The sequence below is a fragment of the Stenotrophomonas sp. B2 genome (assembly GCF_014947095.1).
Classification (GTDB): Bacteria; Pseudomonadota; Gammaproteobacteria; order Xanthomonadales; family Xanthomonadaceae; genus Stenotrophomonas; species Stenotrophomonas maltophilia_P.
The window spans coordinates 211,196-236,828 of record NZ_JADCQA010000001.1 but is presented as its reverse complement, the minus strand read 5'-3'; the positions used below and the strand labels follow the sequence as shown (position 1 = coordinate 236,828).

Here is a 25,633-nt window from a genome sequence, read left to right as displayed (position 1 = left end):
ACCGCATGCCGCATCTTCAGCCCGCGCAAATTCAGCGCAATCGCGCTACTGTTGCAACGTGCAAACTATGGAAGACCCGGCGCGTGTTGTCGCAAGCCCCTGCATCGGAACGTGCAAGCTGGATGGCAACCGGCTGTGCCGCGGTTGCCGGCGGCACATCGACGAGATCACACGGTGGTCGTCGATGAGCGACAGCGAACGCAGCCACATCCTGCATCGCGTGCTGCCGCTGCGCGAGCAGCTGCAGCAATCGCTGCACGGCTCGCTGGCCGACCATGATCGCCTGTTGCGCGCATTGCATCCGCTGGCCGCCCCGCCCGCCGGTGACGGTTGGAACCGCAGTGAACTGATCGACCTGCTGCCGCCGGGTCCGCCGGTGGAAGCGGCGGTGCTGGCCGGCATCGTGCCGCGTGCCAACGGCGCGCAGGTGATCCTGACCCGTCGCACTGAAACCCTGCGACAGCACGGCGGCCAGGTCGGCTTTCCCGGCGGCCGTACCGAGCCGGATGATCGCGATGCGCTGGCCGCAGCGCTGCGCGAAAGCCAGGAAGAAATCGCGCTGGCGCCTGCGCAGGTGCAGCCGCTGGGCTACCTCGATCCGTTCGTGACCATCACCGGTTACCGTGTCACCCCGGTGGTGGCGGTGGTCGATCCGGATTTCGTGCCCGTGCCGCAGCCCAGTGAAGTGGCCGAGGTGTTCGAGGTGCCACTGGATTACCTGATGGCGGCCGACAACCTGCGCCAGGTCGAAATCAACCATCGTGGCCGCATCCGCCATGTGCTCGAGTACGGCTGGCCTGGCCAGCGGATCTGGGGGGCGACGGCGGCCATTCTCTACAACCTGCGTCGCCGCCTGGAGCAAGTGCAATGAAGCCGATCGATCCGCCGTGGACCACTCTGGTCGATGTCGCCACCCTCGCCGCTGCACTGGGCGAGGACGTGCGCGTGGTCGACGCCCGTGCAACGGCGAGCACCGCCGTGCGTGTGGTCGATGCGCGCGCGTCGCTGGGCGATCCGCAGGCGGGCGAGGGCCAGTACCTGGCCGGTCATGTCCCCGGTGCGGTGTACGCCGATCTCAACCGTGATCTGTCCGACCTCACCCGTGCCGGCCACGGTCGCCACCCGCTGCCGGACAGCGACGCGTTCGCCGCACGGCTGGGTCGCTGGGGTATCGCCCCGGAGACCCAGGTCGTGGTCTACGACGGCAGCGATGGCAGCATGGCCGCCGCGCGCCTGTGGTGGCTGCTGCGCCTGATGGGCCACGCGCGGGTGGCGGTGCTCGATGGAGGCATTGCGGCCTGGCAGGCAGCGGGGCTGCCGCTGGCGACCGGTGCGGGCGAGGTTCCGGCCCAGCCTGCCTATCCGGGGCGCTTTGACACCACGCAGATCGCCAATGCCGACGAGATCACCGCCCGGCTCAAGCATGCGCCGGGCTGGTTGCTGGACGCCCGCGCGGGAGAGCGCTTCCGCGGCGAAGTCGAACCGCTGGATCCGGTGGCCGGCCACGTGCCCGGCGCGGTCAACCGCCCGTTCGCATCCAATGTGCTCGATGGCCGCATGCGCGATACGCAGGAGCTGCGTGCCGAGCTGCAGGGCATCATCGGCAATCGCGATCCGCAGCAGGTCGTACTGATGTGCGGTTCCGGCGTGACGGCGTGCCATCTGCTGCTGGCGATGGAAGCGGCGGGCCTGTCCGGGGCGCGCATCTATGCCGATTCCTGGAGCGGCTGGGTGAGCGACAGCAGCCGACCGGTCGCCAGCGGTACCTGAGACAGAACCGGGGTCAGATCCGTTTTCCCGCGCAGAACGGATCTGCCCCCTTCAGGCGGCAGTCCTGCCGGTTACCCGATCGATTGCAGGGGCACCTTCGCCAGCACTCGTGCCCATGGGAACAACGGCCCCGGATCGCGCTTGCGGGCCACGCTCAACGTCGGATCGTCACTGGCCTGCACCTGTTCCCGGTCCAGCTGGTCGTGGCCGGCGATCCGCTGCAGTGACGGGTAGCGCGCCACCAAGGCCAGCAGCAGCTGTTCCAGGGCCTGCAGCTGCGGCTCGGTGTACGGCTCGTCCATCGCCTGGTGACGGCTGTCGAACCAGTCGGGGTAGCGCCCGCTGTTGACCAGCTCGATGCCCAGCGTCCGTGCGTTCATGCCGCGGACGTGGTGGGCCACGCGCTCAGGTGCCACGTACTGCACGACGCTGCCGTCGCGGTCGATGTAGAAATGGCCGCTGTTGCCGGCGCCGCTGTCGTACAGCACCCGCTCGCCATAGGCACGGGCCGTGGCCAGGTCGGGCAGCTCGGTGCAGTGGATCACCACCATCTCCAGCGTGTCCGGCGCGCGCAGCGGCAGAAGGTCGTGATAGGGCAGGGGCTGCAGCAGCAGGCCGGGCAGGAGCGGGTTGGGCATGCGGCGATGCTAGCATTGCGCAATGAACCTGCATTCTCTTTCGTTGTCGGTGCGCGCCTGCGGAGCGTGCGCATGAGCCGCGGTCACTGCATCCTCTCCCATGGCTTCGAGAGCGGGCCGGAGGCCACCAAGGTCACGGCACTGGCCGAGGTCGCCCAGCGCCTGGGCTGGACCCATGAGCGGCCGGACTACACCGATCTGGACGCGATGAGCGAAGTGAGCCGCGTCGGTGACGTGCCGGGGCGTCTGCAGCGCCTGCTGGAACGCGCTGCACATGCGGCGGCACAAGGGCCGCTGGTGCTGGCGGGTTCCAGCCTGGGCGCCTACATCTCTGCGATCGCCTCGTTGCAGGTACCGGTGGCGGGCCTGTTCCTGATGGTCCCGCCGACCACCATGGGGCCCATGCCGGCGCTGGACGCCGCAGCGGTCCCCACCACCGTGGTCCAGGCCTGGCACGATGATGTTGTGCCTGCCGCCGGGGTGATCGCCTGGGCGCAGGCGCGCTCGGCACAGCTGCTGCTGGTGGACGATGGCCACCGCCTGGAGCGGCACGTGGAGGCATCCGCACACGCCTTCGAGCGCCTGCTGCGCCAACTGTGAAGCCGGGGCGCACGGCGCGCCGGCCCGCATTGACTACAATGGCAGCCCCGCCGCCCCCGGCGCGGGCCTGCCGGCCGTGCCCACGGCCCTCCTTTCCGACTGGCGCGGCTCCCCTGCCGCGCCCGACCACCTGCGAACCGATCCCGTGAAATTCTTCGTCTCCTGCGCCAAGGGCCTGGAATACCTGCTTGCCGATGAACTGTCGGCCCTGGGCCTGGACAAGGCCACTGCCACCATTGCCGGCGTCAATGCCGAGGGCGAGCTGGAGCAGGCGCTGCGGATCGTGATGTGGTCACGTCTGGCCAGCCGCGTACTGTGGCCGATCGACGAGTTCGAATGCCCGGACGAGCAGGCGCTGTATGACGGCGTGCGTGCGCTGCCGTGGCATGAGCACATCAAGCCGGAAATGACCCTGGCGGTGGATGCGCATGTGTCCGGCGACAAGATCACCCACGCCCGCTTTGCCGCGCAGCGGATCAAGGACGCCATCGTCGACCGCATGCGCGATGAGGGCCTGGAGCGGCCGTCGGTCAACACCGATCTGCCGGATGTGCGCGTCAACCTGTCGCTGCGCAAGGGCCGTGCCTCGCTGTCGATCGACCTCGGCGGCGGCCCGCTGCACCGCCGTGGCTGGCGGGGGGCCGCGCACGAAGCGCCGCTGAAGGAGAACCTGGCGGCCGCGTTGCTGCTGCGGGCGCAGTGGCCACGTCTGCATGCCGCCGGTGGTGGCCTGCTGGACCCGATGTGCGGCAGCGGCACGTTGTTGATCGAAGGCGCGCTGATGGCGGCCGACGTCGCGCCGGGCCTGATGCGCCACGGCAGCCTGCCGCCGAGCCGCTGGCTGGGCTTCGACAAGGTGGCCTGGAAGGCGATCCAGAGCGAAGCGCGCGAGCGCGAGGCCACCGGCCTGGCCGCGCTGAAGCCGGTGATCCACGGCAGCGACATCGATCCGACGGCGATCGAAGCGGCACGCGAGAATGCCGAAGTGGCGGGCGTGGCCCACGCCATCCGCTTCACCCGCGCCGACGTATCCGAGCTCACCTCGCCGGAGCAGGAGATCGGTGCGGTGGTCTGCAACCCGCCCTACGACGAGCGCCTGGCCGCCGATCCGGCGCTGTACCGCGCCTTGGGCAACGCGCTGCAGAAGGCGGTGCCGCAGTGGCGCGCCAGCCTGCTGTGCGGCAACGACGAGCTGGCCTTCGCCACGGGTCTTCGTGCGGCCAAGAAGTACCAGATGTTCAATGGCGCGCTGGAATGCGCGCTGATCGTCTGCGACCCGATCGCGGTGCCGGGGCGTGATCCGGCACAGCCGCGGGAGCTGAGCGAAGGTGCGCAGATGGTGGCCAACCGCCTGCGCAAGAACCTGAAGAAGTTCAAGAGCTGGCGCGCGCGCGAGGACATCACCTGCTTCCGCGCCTACGATGCGGACCTGCCGGAATACGCGGCGGCCATCGATGTCTACGAAGAGGACGGTGGACAGCGCCGTACCTTCCTGCACGTGCAGGAATACGCTGCACCGGCGGCGATTCCCGAGAACGACGTGCGCCGCCGCCGCAACGAACTGCTGGCCGCCGCGCGTGAGGTATTCGGCGTGCCGCCCGAACAGGTATCGATGAAGTCACGCGAGCGTGGCAAGGGCGGCAGCAAGTACGGCCGTTTCGAGCAGCGCGACGAGTTCGTGGTGGTGCGCGAGAATCATGCGCTGCTGCAGGTGAACCTGTTCGACTATCTCGATACCGGCCTGTTCCTGGACCATCGCCCGCTGCGCCGGATGATGGCCGAGCAGGTGCGTGGCAAGCGCTTCCTCAACCTGTTCTGCTACACCGGCGTGGCCAGCGTGCAGGCAGCCGTGGCCGGCGCGGCCAGCACCACCAGTGTCGACCTGTCCGCTACCTACCTGCAATGGTGCTACGACAACCTGGCCCTGAATGGTCAGGGCGGCAACCAGCATCTTCTGGTGCAGGCCGATGCGATGGCCTGGTTGGAAGCCGACCGCGGACAGTACGATGTGATCTTCTGCGATCCGCCGACGTTCTCCAACTCCGCCCGCGCCGATGATTTCGATGTGCAGCGCGAGCAGCTGCGGCTGCTGCGTGCAGCGGTGGCACGGCTGGCACCGGCAGGCGTTCTGTACTTCTCCAACAACTTCCGCCGTTTCAAGCTGGAAGAGAACGCGATCGCCGAGTTCGCCCAGTGCCGTGAGATCACTGCGCGTACCATCGGTCCGGACTTCGAGCGCAACGCACGCATCCACCGTGCGTGGGAGTTGAAGCGTTTGGGTTGAAGGTTCGCCGGGCATGGCCCGGCGCTACCGGCTATGCCAGCGCCACCACCAGGCCCAGCAACGGCAGGGTGATCGCCAGCGGCACGATCCACCGCGGGCGGTAGGGATACAGCCCGAACGACAGCGTCACGCCGCCCACCGTCATCACGCCCAGCCACTGCACCGGGCCCATGGCCCAGCCATGGTCGGCAACGCACAGGGCGAAGGTGACCGCCAGCAGCGACCAGCCCAGAACCCGCCACTGGGCGCGCCGTGCCGGAACGGCGGCTTTGCCGTGCAGATCGTGCTGGTGCCTTTCCATTGCCAGCGACAATGCGGTGAACGCGGAGAAGGAAAGCGCCAGCGCCAGCAGCATCATGCGCTGGCCTCCACTTCGGTGGCTTCGGTCGGTGCCCTGGGCGCAACGGTTGCCGCGGCACGTTTTTTCTTCTCGGCCGCAGACAGCGGTGGCGTCCAGCGCTGCATGCGCCAGCCGCACAGCGCCAGCATCGCACCGAAGGCGATCATCGACAGGTCGAAGCCCGCCAGCACCCAGTCGCCGCTGCGCAGGGTAATGCCCAGATGGGCGTGGGTGGTCAGCGCGTTGACCACCGGAACCAGCGCGAATGCGGCTGCGCCCAGGTACAGCTGCCACGTCCACATCACCCGCTTCGGCCAGACGAACGCGGCCAGCAGGGCGCCGCCCCACGCATAGAAGAACACGTTGGCTTCGGCATTGGAGCGATCGGCCAGATCCAGCGGCAGCAGCCGATTGCCCCAGAAGTAGGCGGCAAAGGCGATCGGCAGGCCGGCCACGGTACCGATGTTCAACGCATCGACCAGGCGCAGGCCGAAGCCGGTGCGCCCGCTCTTGGCATGCTTCGGTCGTTCCTTCACTGCCCACAGCACCACGCCACTGGCCACCATCAGGCAGCCGACCAGGCCGGACAGGAAGAACAGCGCACGCAGCCCCCAGTCGGCGAAGCGCGCCAGGTGCAGGCCATACAGCACGCCACGGGTGGCGGTGGCACCACCGGAGGCCGGGGTCTGTTCCAGCAGCCTGCCGTCCACCATGTCGTAACGCAGCGAAGGCGTGTCGATGGAAAGACGCTTTCCGTCACGCTGGCGGATGTCGATGACCGCGTTGCGCGCGCCCGGATTGGACACGGTGAAGCCGGCCACTTCGGCGCCATGCCAGTGGGCGCGCGCATCGTCCAGCAGGCGGGCGATCGGCAGCGGCGCGGCGCGGCCTTCGGCCGGCGCGGTTACTTCAGGCAGGCCACCGAAGGCTTCGCTGAAGAATTTGTCCTCATCCTGCGGGTAGGCCACTTTCACGCCCCAGGGCAGGTACATGATCATCAGGGTGACGATGCCCGTGTAGGTGATCATCGCGTGGTAGGGCAGCGCCATCACCGCGCTGACATTGTGGAAATCCAGCCAGGAGCGCAGGCCCTTGTCTTTGCGGAAAGTGAAGAAGTCCTTGAAGATCTTCTTGTGGGTGATCACCCCGGTGATGATGGCCACCAGCATGAACATGGCGCAGAAGCCGACCAGGTAACGGGCCCACAGCACGGGGATGTAGTGCAGGTCGAAATGCAGGCGGTAGAAGAAATCTCCGCCGCGCGTCTGGCGGGCGTTCAGTTCGTCGCCGGTGTTCGGGTCGAGCGTGGCATCGCCGAAGGCACCGCGGCGGCCACGGCTTGGATCGGCCAGCTCGGGTGGCAGGCGCCAGAACAGCTGCATGGCCGGGTTGCGCGGCTGCGGCAGGGTCACGAACCAGGTCTGGGCCTGCGCCGCATGGGTCTGCAGGTAGTCCACGCTGCGTTGCGCGGCCACATCGATGCTGACGGTGCTGGCCGGCAGTTCCGGGCGCATCCAGCGGCTGATCTCTTCACGGTAGTAGCTTGCGGTACCGGCCATGAAGATCAGCAGCAGCAGCCAGCCGACCAGCAGGCCGGTCCAGGTGTGCAGCCAGGCCATCGACTGGCGGAATCCGTTCTTCATGCCCAGGCTCCCATCAGCCGCGCGATGCCGGCCATCAGCAGGGCAGGGGCTAGGATGCCGATCCACGCACGCAGGGCACTGCGGGTGGCGAATGCCCACAGCGCGGCACAGGCGGCAACCAGGATGGCCAGCAGCATGCCGGTCAGCACGGTCTGGCCCCGCGCGCCCGGCAGGACGACGGCACAGAACACGCCGGTCATGGAGGCCAGCGCATAGCCACCGAAGATCGCGGCCAGCGAGCGCGACAGGATGCCCCAGCGCGGGTTGCGGAAGAAAACACGGGAGCTGGCGGTTGCGGGCGAGCGGTCCACGGTGGTCCTGTCGGTCGGGGAGAGGATCGAACGCGCATGCGGCCCCCTTGCGCCCCGCGCACGTCGCCCAGCGTGTCCCATCAATGCAGCGCTGCCCGCGCAGACGGGCAGCCGGAGGTCAGGGCTGTACATGGCACCGGACAGGTCTTCCTTGCCCGTGCGGCCAAGCGCACCACCGATCAGTAAATGATAGGCATTCGCATTCTGTTAATCAAGGCTGCGTGACGAAAGAGGAGTCGTTCCGTGCCCACGCAGCAGGTCAGCGGACCCACGCTCAGAAGCGGAACACCACCGTTGCCGCGTGCAGCAGCAGGCCGATCAGGCCGCCAACCAGCGTGCCGTTGAAGCGGATGAACTGCAGATCGCGCCCGACGCTCAGTTCCAGCTGCTCGACCAGATGGCGCTCGTCCCAGCCCCTGACCGTCTGTGCGATGTGCGTGGTGACCCCCTCGCGCAGTCGCCCGGTCAGGCGCTGTGCGCCTTCCAGCAGATGCTGGTTCAGTGCATCGCGCAGTGCCGGGTCGGACTGCAGGGTGCTTCCCAGCGAGGCGAGGCTGCGCTGCAGGTGGCCGACCAGCGCCGAATCCTCGCGCTGCAGGTCGGCGCGCAGACTGGCGTGGATGCGTGCCCAGAGCCCCTGCACGTACTCCTGCAGGGCAGGATGGTCGATCATCTCCTGCTTGAGCTGTTCGATGCGCTCGGCCAGCGCCGGGTCTTCGCGCAGGCGCTGGACGTAGTTGCCCAGCCACGCCTCGTAATCCTGCCGCAGCGGATGCTGCGGCTCGGCCAGTACCTGCTGCAGCTCCTCCAGCACGGCGCGTGCCAGCCGCTCGGCCAGGCTGTCACCGATCTCGTCGATGGGTTTCACCCAGTTCACCGTGCTTGAGAGCGTCGGCCATTCGCGCTGGATGTAGCGCACGATCAGCTGCGACGCGCGCTCCTTCACTTCCGGCTGCTCCAGCCAGCGTCCCAGTCTCTGCAGGCCCTCGTCCAGCACACGCTGGTGGCGCCCGTCGGCGGTCAGCAGGGCAAGCAGCTCGCCGGCGGTGGATGCCGCGTTCCACTGTCGCAACTGCTGCACCACGAACGCGTGCAGCTGCCGGCGCACGGCGCGTTCATCGAAGAAGTCCAGTGCCTGCAACGCCCAGCCGCGTGCCATGTCGGCCAGCATGCGTGCGCGTGCCGGTTCGGCCAGCCAACTGCCGAGACGGCCAGCCGGATCGAACACCTTCAGCTTGGCCAGCAGCACCTGTGGTTCCAGGAACTGATCGCGCACGAACAGCGCCAGGCTGTCGCCGATGCGCTCCTTGCTGCGCGGAATGATGGCGGTATGGGGAATCGGCAGGCCCATCGGCCTGCGGAACAGGGCGACCACCGCGAACCAGTCTGCCAGCGCGCCCACCGCTGCCGCCTCGCAGAAGGCGGATACCCAGGCCCAGGCGCCGCGCTCGCCCTGCCAGTGGCTGACCGCAAAACCGGCCAACATCAACACCAGCAGGCCCAGGGCGATGGCTTTCAGGCGTCGCAGCTGGGCGCGGCGCGGATCGATTGCGGACGTCATGGCGGCAGTCTAACCGCCACCGGATGATGCCGGCGCATCGGTAGCGCCGGGCCATGCCCGGCGGCTTTTCAGAGCCCGCTGCGCTCGCCGGGCATCGCCCAGCGCTACCCATTCGTTACAGCGCTTCCAGCTGCCTGCGCAATGCCGCCAGCTGCGTGCGCAGGGCATCGTTCTCGCGAGTGAGCGCGACGACGCGTCGGCGCAGCGCCGGCGCATCCTCACCCAACTGCTCCAGCGCGGACAGCACTTCCGCATCGCGCAGGGCGATCTCGTCCTCGCTGGGCTCCTCGAACGCCATTTCCGCCGGTTCTGGCTTCGCCGCGCGCGGCTTGCGCTTGGACTCGCGTACGCGCTTGGCGGCCTGCTTCAGTTCGTCCTTGCCGCCTGCGGCTGCCGCGCGCTGCTCTTCCTCGGGCAGGTCGGCCACGGCCGCGGCCGCGCTGATCGAGATCACGCCGGCCTTGACCGCTTCCACGACTTCGGCGGCGGCCTGCGCGTGAATGCGTTCGATCATCCCGACCTGGCTGGTGCTCAGCTTCGCTTCGCGGGCCAGTTCCGCACGGCTGAGTTTCGGCGCGGGTTCCCACGGTGGGCTGTCTTCACCGGCATCGTCGGCCGATGCGGCGGTGCCATCGCTTTCGCGTTGCAGCTGGGCCTGCTCGATCTGCTTGCGTGCCGACAGGATGTCGCGCTTGCGCAGGGCCAGCACGCCGCGCTGGAAATCGGACACGCTGCGGCGGCCCAGGTGCTGTTCGATCATCCACAGGTGCACGTCCTCCATGCTCTGGAAGCGGCTGTTCTGCACCGTGTTGAACGGCAGGCCATGCTTCTGGCAGATGCCGTAGCGGTTATGGCCATCCACCAGGACATCGCCCCACAGTACCAGTGCATCGCGGCAGCCCTCGGCGAGGATGCTGCGCTCCAGCGCCTCATGTTCGTCGGGCGTGAGCGGGTCGATGTAGGCCTTGAGTTCTTCTTTGACGACGATGTCCATGGGCACGGCAACGGGCAGGAACGGAACCGACCATTGTACCTGCTTGCTGTCGCCGGCCCGGGCTTACGCGGTGGCCCGGATCATCTCGCCCAGAGTGCTGGTGATCTGGTCGATCTGGGGCTTGTCCACGATCAGCGGCGGCGACAGCGCGATGATGTCGCCCGTACAGCGCACCAGCAGTCCGCCGTCGTGGAAACAGCGCCGGTAGACCTCGTGACCACGGCTGCCCGGAGCATCCTTGCGCGGGGCCAGCTCGACCGCACCGACCAGTCCGAAGTTGCGGATGTCGATCACGTTGGGGAGCCCCTGCAGGGCGTGCAGCTGCTCCTGCCAGTACTCGCCCAGTTCGATGGCGCGCTCGAACAGGCGCTCCTCTGCATAGACGTCGAGTGTGGCCAGGGCTGCCGCGCAGGCCAGCGGGTGCCCCGAATAGGTATAGCCATGGAACAGCTCGATGGCCTGTGCCGGGCCCTGCATCAGGCCGGCGTGCACCGCATCGCTGGCCAGCACGCCACCCAGCGGAACCGCGCCGTTGCTGACTCCCTTGGCAAAGGTCAGCAGGTCCGGCGTGACGCCGAAACGCTGCGCGGCGAACGGCATGCCGACCCGGCCGAAACCGGTGATGACCTCGTCAAACACCAGCAGGATGCCGTGCTGGTCGCAGATCTCCCGCAGCCGCTGCAGATAGCCGGGCGCAGGCAGGATCACTCCCGCAGAACCGGCGATGGGCTCGACGAACACGGCCGCAATGGTGGACGCGTCGTGCAGGGCGATCAGCCGCTCCAGATCGTCGGCCAGTTCCGCGCCCTGGCGCGGCAGGCCCTTGCTGAACGCGTTGCGCTGCAGATCCAGGGTGTGCCGCAGATAGTCCACGCCCCCCAGCTGCAGGCCGAACTGGCGGCGGTTGTTGGGCAGGCCGCCGAGCGCCATGCCGCCGAAGCCCACACCGTGATAAGCCTTCTCGCGGCTGATGAAACGGGTACGCTGGCCTTCGCCGCGCTGGCGGTGATAGGCCAGCACGATCTTCATTGCGGTATCCACCGCCTCGGAGCCCGAGTTGGTGAAGAACACGTGGTTGAGCCCGGCCGGAGCCAGCGCGGCCAGACGCTGCGCCAGCGCGAATGCCGGTGGCGAACCCATCTGGAAGGCGGGTGAGTAATCCAGGGTGCGTGCCTGTTCGACAATCGCCTCGACGATGCGCGGGCGGGCGTGGCCGGCATTGCAGCACCACAGGCCGGCGGTGCCATCGAGAACCTGGCGCCCGTCCACGTCTTCGTAATGCATGCCTTCGGCCCGTACCAGCATGCGTGGCGCGCCCTTGAACTGGCGGTTGGCGGTGAAGGGCATCCAGTACGCCTCCAGGGAGTCGGGGCGCTGGATGGCCAGCTCGTGCACGTCGCTCGCGGGGTTCTTCATGCCGGTTCCGTCGGGTCCGATGCAGGGACTGTAGCGCAGCCGTCATCGCCCGGACCATGCCCGCCGTGCACACGGGGCATGGCCTGTCACGGCGAGGTCGCGGCGGCACCGGTATAACCGGAACGACACGCACTGCAGGATCCTGTCATGGCCGATTTCCCCGACCGCAGCCACTGGCAGGCGCTGGCCGGCCAGCTCTCCATTCCCGGCCAGGCCTTCATCGCGGGCCGCTACGTGGATGCCGCCAGCGGTGCCCGCTTCGACTGCGTCAGCCCGATCGACGGCCGCGTGCTTGGCACCGTCGCCGACTGCGACGCGCAGGACGTGGAGCGTGCCGTGCAGGTGGCACGGCGCGCCTTCGAGGCCGGCCACTGGTCGCAGGTGAGCCCTGCGCAACGCAAGCGCGTGCTGCTGGCATTGGCGGCGCTGGTGGAAGCGCATGCCGACGAACTGGCCCTGCTGGAAACGCTGGACATGGGCAAGCCGGTGCGCGATGCACGGCGCATCGACCTGCCGGGCGTGGTGCGTTGCCTGGCCTGGACCGCAGAGGCGGTGGACAAGCTGTACGGAGAGATCGCACCGACCGGCCCCCAGGAGCTGGGCCTGGTCACGCGTGAGCCTGCGGGTGTGGTCGGCGCCATCGTGCCGTGGAACTTCCCGTTGCTGATGGCCTGCTGGAAGATCGCGCCGGCGCTGGCCATGGGCAATTCGGTGATCCTCAAGCCTTCCGAGCGCTCGCCGCTGACGGCGTTGCGGCTGGCAGCGCTGGCCAGCGAGGCCGGTCTGCCTGATGGCGTGCTCAACGTTCTGCCGGGCGATGGTGCCCGCGTGGGCGAGCCGCTGGCGCTGCACAGGGATGTCGACGTGCTGGCCTTCACCGGCTCCACCGCCACCGGCGCCAAGCTGCTTGAGCATGCCGGGCGCTCCAATCTGAAGCGGGTCTGGCTGGAGTGCGGCGGCAAGAGCCCGCATATCGTGTTTGCCGATGCGCCCGACCTGGAGCGGGCGGCCAAGGGGGTGGCGCAGGGCATCTTCTTCAACCAGGGAGAAGTCTGCACCGCCGGCTCGCGGCTGCTGGTGCAGCGTTCGATCCGCGAGGAGTTCGTGCATCGGGTGATCGCCCATGGCCAGCGCATGCAGCCGCGCCACCCGTTGGAGGCCGACGCACCGATGGGTGCCCTCGTCGATGCCGCGCATGTGGACAAGGTACTGGCGGACATCGCCATGGCCGAAGCTGACGGAGCGCGCCTGCTGCTGGGGGGACGCCGCGCCGAGGTGGAAGCAGGCGGCTGCTACGTGCAGCCGACCGTGTTCGACCAGGTCCGGCCGGAACAGGCCCTGGCGCGCGAGGAGGTGTTCGGTCCGGTGCTGGCGGTGCTGGGTTTCGACGACGAGGCCGAAGCGGTGCGCCTGGCCAATGACAGCCGCTACGGCCTGGCGGCGGGCGTGTGGACGCGGGACCTGGGCCGGGCACACCGGGTTGCGCGGCAGCTGCGCGCGGGCAGCGTCTGGGTCAACGGCTGGGACGGCGGTGACATGACCGCCCCCTTCGGGGGCTACAAGCAGTCCGGCAATGGGCGCGACAAATCACTGCATGCCTTCGACAAGTACAGCGAGATCAAGGCCACCTGGATCCAGCTGTAGCAGCGGGCCGCGCCCCGAAGGGAGCGGCGGCACCACCGCCCTGAACACATCGCATCGCGTGTGATTGCATCCGTGTCGGCTGAAACCATCGTCACGCCTGCCGGGTCATGCGTGGCAGAATCGGACGATCCGGATTGCCTGCCTTGCCGATGTCGACGATCACCGCTGCCGCGTCACCCGTGAATTCCCCTCGCCGTGTACTGCTGGCCAGCCTGATCGGCACGACCATCGAGTTCTTCGACTTCTACATCTACGCCACCGCCGCGGTGCTGGTGTTCCCGCATCTGTTCTTCCCGGAAAGCAGTGACCAGGCCGCGCTGCTGCAATCCCTGGCCACGTTCGCCGTGGCGTTCATCGCGCGGCCGGTGGGTTCGGCGGTATTCGGCCACTTCGGCGACCGCATCGGCCGCAAGGCCACCCTGGTCGCGGCATTGCTCACCATGGGACTGTCGACTGTCGCAATCGGCCTGCTGCCGACCCATGCGCAGATCGGGCTGTGGGCTCCGGCGCTGCTGGCGCTGTGCCGGTTTGGCCAGGGGCTGGGGCTGGGCGGCGAGTGGGGCGGGGCGGTGCTGCTGGCAACCGAGAACGCACCACCGGGCAAGCGCGCGTGGTACGGCATGTTCCCGCAGCTGGGCGCGCCGCTCGGTTTCCTGCTGTCGGCAGGCATCTTCCTGGTGCTGGGCCGAAGCATGGGGCAGGACGACTTCCTGCAGTGGGGCTGGCGTATTCCGTTCGTGGCCAGCGCATTGCTGGTCGGGCTGGGCCTGTGGGTGCGCCTGAACATCCATGAGACGCCGGACTTCCAGAAGGCGCTGGAACGCAGAGCGCCGGTGCGGCTGCCGATGTGGACGGTGCTGCGCGACCATCCCGTGCCGATGCTGCTGGGTACGCTGGGCGCATTCGCCACCTTCGTGCTGTTCTATCTGATGACGGTATTCAGCCTGGGCCATGGCACGGCGGTACTCGGTTACAGCCGCGAGCAGTTCCTGCTGATGCAGATGGCCGCCATGCTGTTCTTCGCGCTGGGCATCCCGCTGTCGGCGCGCTACGGCGACCGTTGGGGCACCCGCCGGACGATGATCGTGGCCAGCCTGCTGATCCTTGGCTTCGGCCTGCTGTTTGCGCCGTTGTTCCAGCCCGGCAGCCCGTGGCTGGTGCTGGGCTTCCTGTGCCTGGGTCTGTTCCTGATGGGCCTGACCTATGGTCCCTGCGGCACATTCCTGGCCGAGATCTATCCGGTCGAAGTGCGCTATACCGGCGCATCGCTGTCGTTCAATCTGGCCGGCATTCTCGGCGCGGCGCCCGCTCCGTACCTGGCGACCTGGCTGGCCGAGCGCTTCGGCCTGGTCGCGGTCGGCTACTACCTGTGCCTGACCGCGGTTGCGACGTTGGCCGCGCTGGTGGCACTGCAGCGTCGCGTGCGCTGATCAGCCGAAGATCCGCTTGAGCGTGCGGCCCAGCCAGCCCCCGCCCTGGTGTTCACGGGTGAACTGGTTCAGATGTGACTTGACCTGTTCGGCGTAGGCCTGGTCGTCGCCGCGGATGTGGTTGAACAGCCAGCGCGAGAGCATCGTGCGCAGCTCGTCGCTGATGTCCTCGCCGGCCTGGAACCGCAGCCGGTACTCGGCCACGCGCTTGATGAAGACCTCATGCACGCGCTTGTGGGCAGCGCAGAACGGATAGCCGGCTTCCTCCATCAGCTCTTCTTCGAACGCGAAGTGCGACATGGTGTAATCAACCACCTCGTCGATCACTTCGCCGACAGCAGCACGCTGCATGCTGGCCTGGGCCACATGCAGGTGATTGAGCATCTCGATGATGCGGCGGTGTTGTTGGTCGATCACATCGATGCCGATGTTCAGATCGTCCTGCCAGACCAGTAATGCCATCCCCGGCTCCCCTTCATGCGTGATGTCGGGGCCGACTGTAGGGCTGCTGCCGGCAGGCAGCGTTGATCTGGATCAAAGCGGATCGATCAGGGCAGGGCGGGCTCGCGCGGACGCAGCGGGCTGCCCATGGTGGTGCAGCTGACCCGGTTGCGGCCACCGGCTTTGGCCAGGTACAGCTGACGGTCGGCCTCGGAAATCAGGCGATGCAGCGCATCGCGCTGCGGGCGGAGGCAGCACAGGCCGATGCTGACGGTCATGCGCAGTGTGGCGGTGCCGATATCCACTTCCAGCGCCGCGATGCGCTGGCGGAGTTCCTCGAAGTAGAGCATTGCCTCGTCCTGCTCCATGTCCGGCACCAGCAGGCAGAACTCCTCGCCGCCGAAGCGCGCGATCAAGTCCTGGCTGCGCGCATGCACGGCCACCGCCCCGGCCACGGCACGCAGGGCGTCATCGCCGGCCTCATGGCCGTGCGTATCGTTGATGTGCTTGAAGTGATCGATGTCGATCATCGCCACCGCCACGCTCTGGCCATGGGTCTGAAGCTGGGGCAGCTGGCGCTGGCTCTGTTCCAGGAAGCAGCGGCGGTTGGGCAGACCGGTCAGGAAGTCCCGGGTGGCCAGATCCTGCAGGGTGCCGATCAGCTCCAGCTGGTCCACGTTCTGCGACACGCGGCAGAAGAATTCCTCGCGCGAGAAGGGCTTGCGCAGGAAGTCGTTGGCGCCGTTCTTCAGGAAGCGCGGAATCAGTGATGCGTCGGTATTGCCGGAAATGCCGATCACCGCCACCTTGTCGCGCGAGCGCAGGGTGCGCAGGCGGCGGGTGAATTCCACGCCCTGCATGCCGGGCATCTCCTGGTCGACCACCGCCAGTCGGATCGCAGGATGGGACTCGATCGCCGCCAGGCCTTCATTGCCATCGGCTGCCTCGTACACTTCGTGGCCGTACATGCGCAGCAGCGCGGCCGCATAGCCGCGTGCCGAGGGCGAATCGTCCACCACCAGCGCGGCGATGCGACGGTTGCGTTCCAGGCGCTGCACCAGCCACACCAGATAGTCGATGCTGCCGGGCGTGTTCTTCAGGACGTAGTCGATGATCTGCTGCTGCAGCACGCGCTTGCGCAGATCCTCGTCATACACGCCACTGACCACCACGGTGGGCAGATCGCGTTTCAGGAAGAATTCGACCACCGCGTCCCTGTCGCCATCGGCCAGAACCAGGCCGGTCAGGACCAGGAACCAGCCGCCGCTCTCATTGAGCAGGCGGTCGGCCTCGGCCAGGGTGGAAGCGACCACGACGGGCAGCTCCAGGCGCTGTTCGATCGCCTCGCGCAGCATGCCGGTGAAGGCACGGGAGTTTTCGACCAGCAGGATCCGCTGCGGAAGCGGATCGGCGAGGTCGCCATCGACGGCGGCCTGCGGCAGGACGGGCATGATGCGGAGGCTCACGTCAGGGAAGTCTTGGCACGGGTAGCGGCGGTTTCGGCCGTAACTTTAGTGGTGGTACCGCATGCGTTGTCATCGCGTGAACGCCGGCCGACACGTTCAGTGTCGGGGCCCGACGAGCGGAGTGGCGGAAGTTCTGCTCGTGGCGCTGGTGCTGGATGATGGTTATGCTGGCTGCGCCACCCTGCCGGCGGCCTGAGGTTGACTCCGTCCGGCTGAGGCAGCCCGCAAGCGAGGCCGAGAGCCCATCCAGTCATGGGGTGGCGAAGTGAGTTTGCCTGGCGTTGTCCAACCGAACACGGGGGTGAGTGTGAATTTCTCTGGTCTGCGTTTTTTGATGCCTGCAATGACTCTGTTGTCTGCACCTGCCGTCGCCGAGGCGGCATGCTGCCCGAGTGACGACAACGGAACACATATGGCTCAGGCGGGGCTTGGTGAGTCCCGTCCAGCAGCGACGAATCTGAGTGCAGATCCGAACTGGCTGGTGTATGGGTTCGAGCGTGAGGGAATCAACTATTATCAGGTGAATGACCTCTCCGGACAGGTCCTGCTGATAATCGGCAAGGTTGACACCACGTTCTGGACGCTCCCGGCCGGCAAAAGTCCGATTACCGTGTCATTGCCGTCGCAGCGGCTGGCATTGCCGGAAAAGTCCCAGCGGCATGTGGTACTCAGGCAAGCCGAGTTCTCGCTGGTCGTCTATGGTGCTGGTAGCAACGCAACGTGGGCGATCGAACTGCCGGCTACGAGTCGCTGAAGCATGATCTTTTCCTTGATCGAGGCGGATGAGTGAGAGTCAGGTGATGTCGGCGCGAGCAATCCACGCTGCATGCGTGCTGCCGTGGGTTGCACCCGTGGCCGTTTCCTGCAGTAGCACTCTTACGCGGTTTTGACGTGTCTGCACTTTACCGCCATAGGCCAGTGCACGTGAACTCAGGCGCTCGACGATCAGTTTTGCGGTTTCCAGCGACAAGTGGCGATCTCTGTCCAACAGAGATGCACTGATCAGGATGCCCTGTTGACCATGCAGGCTGCCGCAGCGTGCTTGGATCTGGATCTGCCCCCGTTCGTGTTTGAGCAGCAGTGCGACCGTTTCGGTAAGGGTTCGATAGGCAGCAAGCTGCAGTGCAATGCTCAGCCTGCAGGGATCGCCCGTCATGCGGGGGAGCGCAACCCTGCTGGTCCGGTCCCAGTTTTCGCTGATGCCGCTGACCTGCAGGGCAACATACAACCCGACCTGCTCGACTTCGGTTGGATACACCAGGCTTGTGAGTTCACGGAACTGGCGTGAATGTGTCGTCGAGGTGTGCAGCAGATCCATTGCAGGTGCATGGTGTCCGTGCATTTTCAGAAGATCGGCAGTGTGGTTCAGTGATTTCTCGACGCCGTCTGCGATCTTCCTGAGATCAAGCGCCCGCTGCCTCAGATCGAGTTCGCTGGCCATATGAGCAGTTCTCGAAAGTCTGGCCGTCTGACTCCCATCCAGATCATGGCGCGCATGCTGATGATAGTGCTGAGTGATGCGGGAACCGAGTAGAAGAAGCGCCGTCCCTGCAACGGCAATGAGCTGCTGCATCATGAATGTTCGCTGGTCGAACGAACCAGGCAGTCCTGATGCTGGTGTTGTCATTGCAATCACTATGTTCAACAGCGGAACACCCGCAGCTGCTCCTCGCCAGCCATGGATGCAGGTCAAGGCAACAACCGGCAAAGCCATCACCAGTTGCAGGGATGTCTTGGTGGCATCTGGGAGCTCGACACCCGAGGCCATGAATGCGCCCAGTGATATCAGTAGTGCCAATGCGGCTACGGTAGGCGCGTGCTTCCAAAACTTCCACTCGTACAGTGACCGGCGCCGGATCCAGAGCAGTGCGAGTGGGGCGACAGTCAGTATTGCGATGTAATCACCGAGCACGAAGCGGACAGCTCGTGTCGCAAATGGCACGGAAGACGGGTTCTCGGAGAGCAGGTGGGCCAAGCCCAGTTTCAATGCGGTGGCGATGAGCGCGGCGGAAACCGCCATCGAGAGAAGCCAGCCCTCCGTTGTCGCGGTCATGAATCTGCGATGCGCCCGCACGACCAAGGCTACCGCTGGCATGAGGAACACGGAGCCCAGGATCACCCAAGCCAGCCCATACTTCCCGATGAGTGGATATCGCATCTGGGCAAAGTAAGCATATTCGCCAAGCAGCAGATAGGGCCAGAGGCGGGGAGGGCAGAGCAGCAGCGCAGCGACCCGTATGCCTGCCGGCAGGTAAAACTGGTCGAGCGAGACCTGACGAGCGGCCCAGCACGTGACGGCGTACATCCCAGCGATGAAAAGTCCGATGGGGCGTATCCGGAAGCTCAGCTCGACATCGTTCTTCCACCAGTTCAATCCCAAGCCTCCCTTGCTCGTACCATGGTGGCGTTCCATCCACTCTGGACGTCTACACCTCTGGCGACAGTATCGGCAGATTCCCGCCTACGCAATCGGATCTCTTCTTCGTTACCTGGCTCTTTGCCGCCGACACCAGTTCAGCACTGCTGCGAATTAGTGACATCCATCGCGCTTTGACTGGCAATTCTATGTCAGGTTGCAGATTGCCGACCTTGGTCGAACGGCCACGGCGCATCTGGACAGTGTGCTGCCAGAGGGGCCTGCGGATAGGTGGCCAGCCCATCCAGCAAGGCGATCCGGATCCTGTTTTTCTGAACATCGACGACCCCGGAATAGGCGACGATCCGGCCCAATAGCTGTGAACGGACCAGTTCCTGAGTCTGTTGCGAAAGCGCATGGTGAGGATCGACAAGAGCGGCGGAAATCAGTACTCCGTGCATCTGTCTGAAGACGCCGCACCTGATGCGCACGGAGATCTGACCGGGCTCATACCTGAGCAGCAACGATACGGCCTCAACCACGGTCCGGTATGCGGCCAGCTGCAGATCCACTCCCAACTGACATGGGTCGCCCGTCAGCCGGGGCTGCGTAACCCGGTGCGTATTGTCCCATGCCTCCCGCACGCCACCTGCACGAAGAGCGACGTAAAGCCCGAGACGCTCCAGGGCGGATGGGTAGATCATGCTCGCCTGCGCGCGGAATTGGCGCGAATGGACTTCTGATGTGTGTTTCAGGCTGTTGGCGACAGCGTGGTGCCCTTGCGCGTGCAGCCAGTTCACCATCTCGTTGAGCGACAGGTCCATCCCCTCGCCCAGCCTGCGCAGGAGCGCCGCTCGCTCTCGCAGATCCATTTCGCTGGCCATGTGCGTACTGCGGGCCAGTTTCATCGAGTTTCTGCCGTCTTCCTCACGCAGCCGATGCTGGCTCTGGAAATGCGTGATGCGCGCACCCAGCAACAACAGGGCGACGCTGGCGATGGCCATGGCCTGCTGGGTGGCAAAGGTCGCCTGATCGAATGATGCGGGGTGGTCAGAAGGGGTGCTCAGACCAAGAATCATGTTCACTGCGGCGACACCGACGGCCGCCCCGCGCCATCCCAGCAGGCAGGTCAGGGCGATTGCGGGAATAGGCAGGATCAACAACAACTGCAGCGAGCCAGGGGCCGTGATCGAGGCGGGTACCGGCGTCGCCTGCAGGCCAATGACCAGCATGGCTACTAGTGCTCCGACTGTGGCCGCAACGGACCGGGGTGTCCATTGTTCCTCGGCGCGACGGATCCAGAGCAGCGCGAGTGGCGCCAGGATGAGGATCCCAGTGAAGTCGCCCAGCGCATAGCGCATTACGTTGGTGATAAACGACGCGTTATGCAGCGGCTCCCAGAGCAGGTACGAGATTCCGAGGTTGAGCAGGCTGATGATCGTCGCGGCACAGACCGCGATCGAGATCACGCCGAGGACCGTGGTGCGCGCAAGCAACTTCTGGTGCATGCGTACGATCAGCATCACTGCCGGCATGAGAAATGCCGAGGCCAGAAGCACCCATGCCAACCCGTATTTTTCGAGCAGCGGAATCCGCAGATGGGCGAAGTAGGCGTACTCGCCCAGCAACAGGTAAGGCCACAGGCGCGGTGGACAGAGCAGCAAGGCGGCCACACGCACACCTGCCGGCAGGTAGAACTGGTCTACCGAAAGTTTGCGCGTGGCCACGCAGGCGACGGCATAGATGAGCATCAGCACCAGTCCCTGGGGACTGATCCGGATGTTCACCGGTAGACCTTCCTTCCACCACTGCATCCACGTGCTCCCCCTGCTCCTGTGCAGATTATGCAAACAATCGGTGTGAAGGGATCAAGTCGCACTGCCGTGGAGTCCCGTCAAGGGCGCTGATATCGTCACCACAACGCATCCCGCAGCCTGTACCACGACATCGCAGCTACCAGCAGCGGCATGCGCAGCAGGCGCCCGCCCGGGAACGGCGCGTGCTTCAGGCGCTGGAACACGTCCAGGCGCTCGCTCTGGCCGGCGATTGCCGCGGCGATCACGTCACCCGCAAGTCCGGCTGCCGCCACGCCGTGGCCGGAGAATCCCTGCGCGAAGTACAGATTGCCGTCCAGTCGTCCCCAATGCGGGGCGCGGTTGCGGGTGATGTCGACATAGCCGCCCCAGACCTGATCGAGAGCGACGTCGGCCAGCTGCGGGAAAACCGCGTGCATGCGTCGCTGCATCACTCCGCGCAGCCCGGGCGGCGGTAGCGCCGAGTAGCTGGCGCGGCCACCGAACAGCAGACGATGGTCGTGGCTCAGGCGGAAATAGTCCAGCGCCCAGGCAGTGTCTGCTACTGCCATGTCATTACGGATCAGGGCGCGGGCCCGTTCGGGGCCGAGGCACGCACTGGCACCGATATAGGTGCCTACCGGCATGATGCGGTGCTCCAGCACTGGCAGCAGGCCCTGCAGCCAGGCATTGCCGGCGATCACCAGATGCGCGGCGCTGACGCTGCCGTGCGCGGTGTGCAGGGCCGGGCGAGGCCCGCGCTGCACGCGGGTAACCGCAGAGTTCTCATGGATGACCACCCCGGCCGCGCGCGCTGCGTCGGCCAGGCCGCGCGCATACGCCAGGGGGTGCAGGTGCGCGCTGAGTGGATCGAACATGGCCGCGCGATAGCGCGGGCTGTCCAGCTGCCCACGCAGTGTCTGCCGATCCCACCACTGCATCGGGTAATCGTATTGCTGTTGCAGGTGCTCGCAGTGGGCACGCAGCTCGCGCTCGTGGCGGGCACGGATGGCGACGCTGGCGTGGCCCTCACGCCAATGGCAGTCGATGCCGTAGCGGTCGATGCGGGTGCGCATGGCCTGCACGGCGTCACGTGACCAGTCGAACAGATGGCGGGCATCGTCCCGGCCCAGCTGCCGTTCCAGTTCGTCCACCTCGCAGCCATAGCCCACCAGCGCCTGGCCACCGTTGCGACCGGACGCGCCCCAGCCGATCCGGTGGGCGTCCAGCAGGACCACGTGCTGGCCGCGTGAGGCCAGTTCCAGCGCCGCCGTCAGGCCCGTGTAGCCTGCACCGAGCACTGCGACATCGGCCTGCACGTCGCCCTGCAACGGAGGCAGGGCGGCCGGCTCCGGCAGGCTGGCGGCATACCAGCTGGCTGGAAAGGCGGACGTCACTGCGGGCCTCGCGGGCGCAGGGTGGGAAGACGGGGCGGAGGAGGTTGATCGGCGTTCACGCCCCCAGTTTCGCCGATACTTGGCACCTCGCGCGTGATGGCGACGACTTGCCGCACTCGCGGACCTGCGGGTAACGTGTCTGCACGCCAAGGAGTTTCCCCATGCGTCGCCTGCCCTGGGTGGGCCTGCCCACCGACAGTACGGTGCTTGGCCATCATCGCTTTGCGGTGGCCGGCGAGAAGTATGTCCGCGCCCTGGCCGAGGCGGCGGAGGTCACGCCGCTGGTGCTGCCCAGCCTGCAGCCGCCGCTGCCGGCGCGCGATTGGCTGCAGGGCCTCGACGGTCTGCTGCTGACCGGTGCGGTCAGCAACATCGAGCCGCAGCACTACGACGGTGGCCGCAGCTGGCCCGGCAATGCGCATGATCCTGCGCGCGATGCCAATGCCTTCGCACTGCTGGACGAGGCGCTGGCGATGGACCTGCCGGTGCTGGCGATCTGCCGTGGTTTCCAGGAATTGAACGTCGCCCTGGGAGGCAGCCTGCATCCACAGGTCCATCGGGTACCCGGGCTGGCCGATCATCGCGAAGATCCGCAGGCGCCCGTGGACGTGCAGTACGGGCCGTCCCACGCGGTCACACTGGTGGCGGATGGGTGGCTGGCGGACTGGCACGGCGAGGGGAGGGTGCAGGTCAATTCGGTGCACGGCCAGGGCATTGCCCGCCTGGCCAGCGGCTTGCAGGTCGAGGCCCGCGCCGATGACGGGCTGGTCGAGGCGGCACGCAGCCCGCGCCACCGCTTCGTGCTCGGCGTACAGTGGCACCCGGAGTGGCGCGTCATGCAGGCGCCGTTCTATCACGCTATTTTCCGTGCGTTCGGCCAAGCTTGCCGGCAGCATCAACAGAACCAACTGGATTCCCGATGAGTTCCCGAACGCGCCCGCGCAAGACGGCAACGCCCCCCGCACCGCAGGAGAGCAGCCTGCTGCGCTGGCTGAAGGAGCGGCGTATCACCGAAGTCGAATGCCTGGTGCCCGACATCACCGGCAACGCGCGCGGCAAGATCATTCCCGCCGACAAGTTCTCGCACGACTACGGTACCCGCCTGCCCGAGGGCATCTTCGCCACGACCGTCACCGGCGAGTTTCCGGATGACTACTACGAACTGACCTCGCCGTCGGACTCGGACATGATGCTGCGCCCGGATCCGGACACCGTGCGCATGGTGCCGTGGGCCGCCGATGCCACCGCGCAGATCATCCATGACTGCTACACCAAGAATGGCGAGCCGCATGAGCTGGCGCCGCGCAATGTGCTGCGGCGCGTGCTGGCGGCCTACGCCGAGCTGGGCCTGCGCCCGGTGGTGGCGCCGGAACTGGAGTTCTTCCTGGTGCAGAAGAACACCGACCCGGATTTCCCGCTGCTGCCGCCTGCCGGCCGCTCCGGTCGCCCGGAAACAGCGCGGCAGTCGTATTCGATCGATGCGGTCAACGAGTTCGACCCCATCCTCGACCTGATGTACGACTACGCCGATGCCATGAAGCTGGACGTGGACACGCTGATCCACGAATCCGGCGCGGCACAGCTGGAAGTCAACTTCACCCACGCCGATGCGATGGATCTGGCCGACCAGGTTTTCCTGTTCAAGCGCACCATGCGCGAGGCGGCGATGCGCCACGGCGTGTACGCCACTTTCCTGGCCAAGCCGATGGAGAACGAACCGGGCAGCGCCATGCACATCCACCAGAGCCTGGTGCGGGTGAGCGATGGCAGCAACGTGTTCGCCGGTGAGACCGATGCCGAAGGCGAGTTCAGCCCGGTGTTCGGCCATTATCTTGGGGGGCTGCAGAAGTATGCGCCGCAGGCGATGGCGTTCTTCGCGCCGAACGTCAATTCCTATCGCCGGCTGGTGTTCGGCGAGGTGTCCCCGAGCAACGTGCACTGGGGCTTCGACAACCGCACCTGCGGCCTGCGCGTGCCGCTGGATACACCGGAGAACATGCGGGTGGAGAGCCGATTCGCGGGCTCCGACGCCAATCCCTACCTGGCGATGGCCGCCACCCTGGCCTGTGGCCTGCTCGGCATCCGCGAGCGGCTGGCGCCGGATGCGCCGGTCACCGGCAGCGCCAAGGAGCTGGGCTACAACCTGCCGCGCTCGCTGGGCGAAGCGCTGGACGGGCTTGAGCGCTGCGGCGAACTGCAGGCGCTGCTGGGCGAGCGCTTCTGCCGGGCCTACATCTCGGTCAAGCGCAAGGAGTACGAGACCTTCTTCCGTGTCATCAGCTCGTGGGAGCGCGAGTTCCTGCTGCTGAACGTGTGAAAGCGTGGAATAGAAAAATCCGCCGCCGGGGGGTAGGCTGGCATCCGTCGCCGGCCCGAGCCGGCCCCCCTCCCCGCATTCTGGAGCACCCGATGAAGCTGCGTATCCTCACGCTCGGCCTGGCCTCCGCCATGCTCGCCGCCTGTGGCGGTGGCAACGGTGGCAGTCAGGACAGCCAGGTCCTGAACGTCTACAACTACAGCGATTACATTGCCGAGGACACCATCCCGACCTTCGAGAAGGAAACCGGGATCAAGGTGACCTACGACGTGTTCGACAGCGATGAGATGGTCGAGACCAAGCTGCTGGCCGGCAACAGCGGCTACGACGTGGTGGTGCCGACGCTGAACTTCTTCGGCCGGCAGATCCAGGCGGGCGTGTTCCTGCCGCTGGACAAGAGCAAGATCCCGAACCTGGCCAATCTGGACCCGGCGGTGATGAAGCGCATCGCCACCCAGGATCCGGACAACCGCTACGGCGTGCCGTACATGGTCGGCACCACCGGCATCGGCTACAACGTGGACATGCTGAAGGAGCGTTTCGGCGGCAGCACCGACATCGCCAACAGCTGGGACCTGGTGTTCAAGCCGGAGAACATCAGCAAGATGAAGGACTGCGGCGTGACCATCCTGGACACGCCGGCCGACATGATCCCGATCGCACTGCACTATCTGGGCCTGGACCCGCACAGCGGCGATCCGGCCGAGCTGCAGAAGGCGGCCGACCTGTTGAAGTCGATCCGCCCGTACGTGCAGAACTTCCACTCCTCGCAGTACGTCGGTTCGCTGGCCAACGGCGGCACCTGCCTGGTGGTCGGCTGGTCGGGCGACATCATCCAGGCCCGCGACCGCGCCGAGGAGGCCAGCAACGGCGTGCATGTCGCCTATTCGATTCCGAAGGAAGGCGCACCGCAGTGGTTCGACATGCTGGCGATCCCGAAGGACGCCAAGCATCCGGAGGCCGCTTACAAGTTCATCAATTACCTGCTGGAGCCGAAGGTCGCTGCGGCCAATACCAACTTCATCCACTACGCCAACCCGGTGCCGACCGCGACTCCGCTGGTGGACGAGGCGATCCGTACCGACCCGACCATCTACCCGCCGGCCGATGTGGCCGCGAAGATGTTCACCTATTCGATCAACACCCCGGAGACGGACAAGCTGTACACCCGTCTGTGGACCGAGGTGAAGACCGGCAGGTGAGATGACGGTGGCGCCGGGCCATGCCCGGCG

At 66.5% G+C, this 25,633-nt stretch carries 22 protein-coding genes; 10 read left to right on the top strand and 12 right to left on the bottom strand.

Going from position 1 to position 25,633, the window contains the following annotated elements:
• Positions 1–67: 67 nt before the first annotated feature.
• Together IMX13_RS01185 and IMX13_RS01180 are read left to right on the top strand one after the other, a co-directional pair.
• Positions 68–871 carry a CoA pyrophosphatase gene (locus tag IMX13_RS01185; RefSeq protein WP_193395575.1) on the top strand — a complete coding sequence of 268 codons (804 nt, stop codon included), beginning with the start codon at positions 68–70 and terminating at the stop codon, positions 869–871.
• Positions 868–1,770, top strand: coding sequence for a sulfurtransferase (locus tag IMX13_RS01180; protein ID WP_053518214.1), 903 nt, complete (start codon positions 868–870; stop codon positions 1,768–1,770). The genes IMX13_RS01185 and IMX13_RS01180 overlap by 4 nt, the downstream gene beginning before the upstream one ends.
• 71 nt (positions 1,771–1,841) lie before the next feature.
• Here IMX13_RS01180 and IMX13_RS01175 read toward each other — a convergent pair whose 3' ends face one another.
• The gene (locus IMX13_RS01175; RefSeq protein WP_065174726.1) at positions 1,842–2,408 is read right to left on the bottom strand and encodes an N-acetylmuramoyl-L-alanine amidase; all 567 of its coding nucleotides are present in this window, start codon (positions 2,406–2,408) and stop codon (positions 1,842–1,844) included.
• Between the two features lie 72 nt (positions 2,409–2,480).
• Between IMX13_RS01175 and IMX13_RS01170 the strand changes: the two genes are divergently transcribed.
• Both IMX13_RS01170 and rlmKL read left to right on the top strand, forming a co-directional pair.
• Entirely contained in the window at positions 2,481–3,008 is a 528-nt protein-coding gene (locus IMX13_RS01170) for an alpha/beta hydrolase (protein WP_053518227.1), read from the top strand.
• Positions 3,009–3,153: 145 nt separating this feature from the next.
• The gene (rlmKL, locus tag IMX13_RS01165; protein WP_065181385.1) at positions 3,154–5,292 is read left to right on the top strand and encodes a bifunctional 23S rRNA (guanine(2069)-N(7))-methyltransferase RlmK/23S rRNA (guanine(2445)-N(2))-methyltransferase RlmL; all 2,139 of its coding nucleotides are present in this window, start codon (positions 3,154–3,156) and stop codon (positions 5,290–5,292) included.
• A 31-nt stretch (positions 5,293–5,323) separates the two neighbouring features.
• On the opposite strand, the gene IMX13_RS01160 is transcribed toward rlmKL, so the two are convergent.
• The 6 genes from IMX13_RS01160 to IMX13_RS01135 all read right to left on the bottom strand — a co-directional run bounded on the left by IMX13_RS01160 (position 5,324) and on the right by IMX13_RS01135 (position 11,557).
• A complete protein-coding gene (locus IMX13_RS01160; RefSeq protein WP_065174727.1) occupies positions 5,324–5,650 on the bottom strand; it encodes a DUF3325 domain-containing protein in 327 nt (108 codons plus the stop codon).
• Complete coding sequence (locus IMX13_RS01155) at positions 5,647–7,275, bottom strand: PepSY-associated TM helix domain-containing protein (protein WP_065174728.1); 1,629 nt, start codon at positions 7,273–7,275, stop codon at positions 5,647–5,649. Before IMX13_RS01155 ends, IMX13_RS01160 begins: the two co-directional genes overlap by 4 nt.
• On the bottom strand, positions 7,272–7,586 hold the full coding sequence (locus tag IMX13_RS01150; RefSeq protein ID WP_053518219.1) for a DUF3649 domain-containing protein: 315 nt from the start codon (positions 7,584–7,586) through the stop codon (positions 7,272–7,274). The genes IMX13_RS01155 and IMX13_RS01150 overlap by 4 nt, the downstream gene beginning before the upstream one ends.
• Before the next feature lie 274 nt (positions 7,587–7,860).
• Positions 7,861–9,147 carry a DUF445 family protein gene (locus IMX13_RS01145; protein WP_128987861.1) on the bottom strand — a complete coding sequence of 429 codons (1,287 nt, stop codon included), beginning with the start codon at positions 9,145–9,147 and terminating at the stop codon, positions 7,861–7,863.
• Positions 9,148–9,262: 115 nt separating this feature from the next.
• Positions 9,263–10,141 (bottom strand): plasmid replication/partition related protein, encoded by an 879-nt coding sequence (locus IMX13_RS01140; protein WP_111185731.1) that lies wholly within the window; start codon positions 10,139–10,141, stop codon positions 9,263–9,265.
• Between the two features lie 63 nt (positions 10,142–10,204).
• Positions 10,205–11,557 carry an aspartate aminotransferase family protein gene (locus IMX13_RS01135; protein WP_193395574.1) on the bottom strand — a complete coding sequence of 451 codons (1,353 nt, stop codon included), beginning with the start codon at positions 11,555–11,557 and terminating at the stop codon, positions 10,205–10,207.
• Positions 11,558–11,704: 147 nt separating this feature from the next.
• Between IMX13_RS01135 and IMX13_RS01130 the strand changes: the two genes are divergently transcribed.
• Together IMX13_RS01130 and IMX13_RS01125 are read left to right on the top strand one after the other, a co-directional pair.
• Positions 11,705–13,201, top strand: coding sequence for an aldehyde dehydrogenase (locus IMX13_RS01130; protein ID WP_111185727.1), 1,497 nt, complete (start codon positions 11,705–11,707; stop codon positions 13,199–13,201).
• A gap of 149 nt (positions 13,202–13,350) precedes the next feature.
• A complete protein-coding gene (locus IMX13_RS01125) occupies positions 13,351–14,631 on the top strand; it encodes an MFS transporter (RefSeq protein WP_053516563.1) in 1,281 nt (426 codons plus the stop codon).
• Here IMX13_RS01125 and IMX13_RS01120 read toward each other — a convergent pair whose 3' ends face one another.
• Together IMX13_RS01120 and IMX13_RS01115 are read right to left on the bottom strand one after the other, a co-directional pair.
• Positions 14,632–15,093 (bottom strand): bacteriohemerythrin, encoded by a 462-nt coding sequence (locus IMX13_RS01120; RefSeq protein WP_053516564.1) that lies wholly within the window; start codon positions 15,091–15,093, stop codon positions 14,632–14,634.
• 86 nt (positions 15,094–15,179) lie between these two features.
• A complete protein-coding gene (locus tag IMX13_RS01115) occupies positions 15,180–16,523 on the bottom strand; it encodes a diguanylate cyclase (RefSeq protein WP_111185685.1) in 1,344 nt (447 codons plus the stop codon).
• 358 nt (positions 16,524–16,881) lie between these two features.
• Between IMX13_RS01115 and IMX13_RS01110 the strand changes: the two genes are divergently transcribed.
• Positions 16,882–17,292: a hypothetical protein gene (locus tag IMX13_RS01110; RefSeq protein ID WP_227255205.1), complete on the top strand. Its 411-nt coding sequence runs from the start codon at positions 16,882–16,884 to the stop codon at positions 17,290–17,292.
• A 39-nt stretch (positions 17,293–17,331) separates the two neighbouring features.
• Here the strand turns inward: IMX13_RS01110 and IMX13_RS01105 are convergent, their stop codons facing one another.
• The 3 genes from IMX13_RS01105 to IMX13_RS01095 all read right to left on the bottom strand — a co-directional run bounded on the left by IMX13_RS01105 (position 17,332) and on the right by IMX13_RS01095 (position 22,084).
• Positions 17,332–18,912, bottom strand: a complete 1,581-nt coding sequence (locus tag IMX13_RS01105; RefSeq protein ID WP_227255204.1) for an MASE1 domain-containing protein — start codon at positions 18,910–18,912, stop codon at positions 17,332–17,334.
• Between the two features lie 194 nt (positions 18,913–19,106).
• Positions 19,107–20,708, bottom strand: coding sequence for an MASE1 domain-containing protein (locus IMX13_RS01100; protein WP_193395572.1), 1,602 nt, complete (start codon positions 20,706–20,708; stop codon positions 19,107–19,109).
• A 98-nt stretch (positions 20,709–20,806) separates the two neighbouring features.
• Positions 20,807–22,084 carry an FAD-binding oxidoreductase gene (locus IMX13_RS01095; protein ID WP_193395571.1) on the bottom strand — a complete coding sequence of 426 codons (1,278 nt, stop codon included), beginning with the start codon at positions 22,082–22,084 and terminating at the stop codon, positions 20,807–20,809.
• A gap of 161 nt (positions 22,085–22,245) precedes the next feature.
• Here IMX13_RS01095 and IMX13_RS01090 point away from each other — a divergent pair, with 161 nt between their 5' ends.
• The 3 genes from IMX13_RS01090 to IMX13_RS01080 all read left to right on the top strand — a co-directional run bounded on the left by IMX13_RS01090 (position 22,246) and on the right by IMX13_RS01080 (position 25,603).
• Positions 22,246–23,007, top strand: a complete 762-nt coding sequence (locus IMX13_RS01090; RefSeq protein WP_065176208.1) for a gamma-glutamyl-gamma-aminobutyrate hydrolase family protein — start codon at positions 22,246–22,248, stop codon at positions 23,005–23,007.
• On the top strand, positions 23,004–24,401 hold the full coding sequence (locus tag IMX13_RS01085; RefSeq protein WP_065181214.1) for a glutamine synthetase family protein: 1,398 nt from the start codon (positions 23,004–23,006) through the stop codon (positions 24,399–24,401). Before IMX13_RS01090 ends, IMX13_RS01085 begins: the two co-directional genes overlap by 4 nt.
• A gap of 92 nt (positions 24,402–24,493) precedes the next feature.
• Positions 24,494–25,603, top strand: coding sequence for a polyamine ABC transporter substrate-binding protein (locus IMX13_RS01080; protein ID WP_065176209.1), 1,110 nt, complete (start codon positions 24,494–24,496; stop codon positions 25,601–25,603).
• Positions 25,604–25,633 lie beyond the last annotated feature (30 nt).

Excerpts from the sequence above, each read along its gene's own strand:
- IMX13_RS01185 (WP_193395575.1), top strand. The coding sequence starts at position 68 with ATGGAAGACCCGGCGCGTGTTGTCGCAAGCCCCTGCATCGGAACGTGC.
- IMX13_RS01180 (WP_053518214.1), top strand. The coding sequence starts at position 868 with ATGAAGCCGATCGATCCGCCGTGGACCACTCTGGTCGATGTCGCCACC.
- IMX13_RS01175 (WP_065174726.1), bottom strand. The coding sequence starts at position 2,408 with ATGCCCAACCCGCTCCTGCCCGGCCTGCTGCTGCAGCCCCTGCCCTAT.
- IMX13_RS01170 (WP_053518227.1), top strand. The coding sequence starts at position 2,481 with ATGAGCCGCGGTCACTGCATCCTCTCCCATGGCTTCGAGAGCGGGCCG.
- IMX13_RS01160 (WP_065174727.1), bottom strand. The coding sequence starts at position 5,650 with ATGATGCTGCTGGCGCTGGCGCTTTCCTTCTCCGCGTTCACCGCATTG.
- IMX13_RS01155 (WP_065174728.1), bottom strand. The coding sequence starts at position 7,275 with ATGAAGAACGGATTCCGCCAGTCGATGGCCTGGCTGCACACCTGGACC.
- IMX13_RS01145 (WP_128987861.1), bottom strand. The coding sequence starts at position 9,147 with ATGACGTCCGCAATCGATCCGCGCCGCGCCCAGCTGCGACGCCTGAAA.
- IMX13_RS01140 (WP_111185731.1), bottom strand. The coding sequence starts at position 10,141 with ATGGACATCGTCGTCAAAGAAGAACTCAAGGCCTACATCGACCCGCTC.
- IMX13_RS01135 (WP_193395574.1), bottom strand. The coding sequence starts at position 11,557 with ATGAAGAACCCCGCGAGCGACGTGCACGAGCTGGCCATCCAGCGCCCC.
- IMX13_RS01130 (WP_111185727.1), top strand. The coding sequence starts at position 11,705 with ATGGCCGATTTCCCCGACCGCAGCCACTGGCAGGCGCTGGCCGGCCAG.
- IMX13_RS01125 (WP_053516563.1), top strand. The coding sequence starts at position 13,351 with ATGTCGACGATCACCGCTGCCGCGTCACCCGTGAATTCCCCTCGCCGT.
- IMX13_RS01120 (WP_053516564.1), bottom strand. The coding sequence starts at position 15,093 with ATGGCATTACTGGTCTGGCAGGACGATCTGAACATCGGCATCGATGTG.
- IMX13_RS01115 (WP_111185685.1), bottom strand. The coding sequence starts at position 16,523 with ATGCCCGTCCTGCCGCAGGCCGCCGTCGATGGCGACCTCGCCGATCCG.
- IMX13_RS01110 (WP_227255205.1), top strand. The coding sequence starts at position 16,882 with ATGACTCTGTTGTCTGCACCTGCCGTCGCCGAGGCGGCATGCTGCCCG.
- IMX13_RS01100 (WP_193395572.1), bottom strand. The coding sequence starts at position 20,708 with ATGCAGTGGTGGAAGGAAGGTCTACCGGTGAACATCCGGATCAGTCCC.
- IMX13_RS01090 (WP_065176208.1), top strand. The coding sequence starts at position 22,246 with ATGCGTCGCCTGCCCTGGGTGGGCCTGCCCACCGACAGTACGGTGCTT.
- IMX13_RS01085 (WP_065181214.1), top strand. The coding sequence starts at position 23,004 with ATGAGTTCCCGAACGCGCCCGCGCAAGACGGCAACGCCCCCCGCACCG.
- IMX13_RS01080 (WP_065176209.1), top strand. The coding sequence starts at position 24,494 with ATGAAGCTGCGTATCCTCACGCTCGGCCTGGCCTCCGCCATGCTCGCC.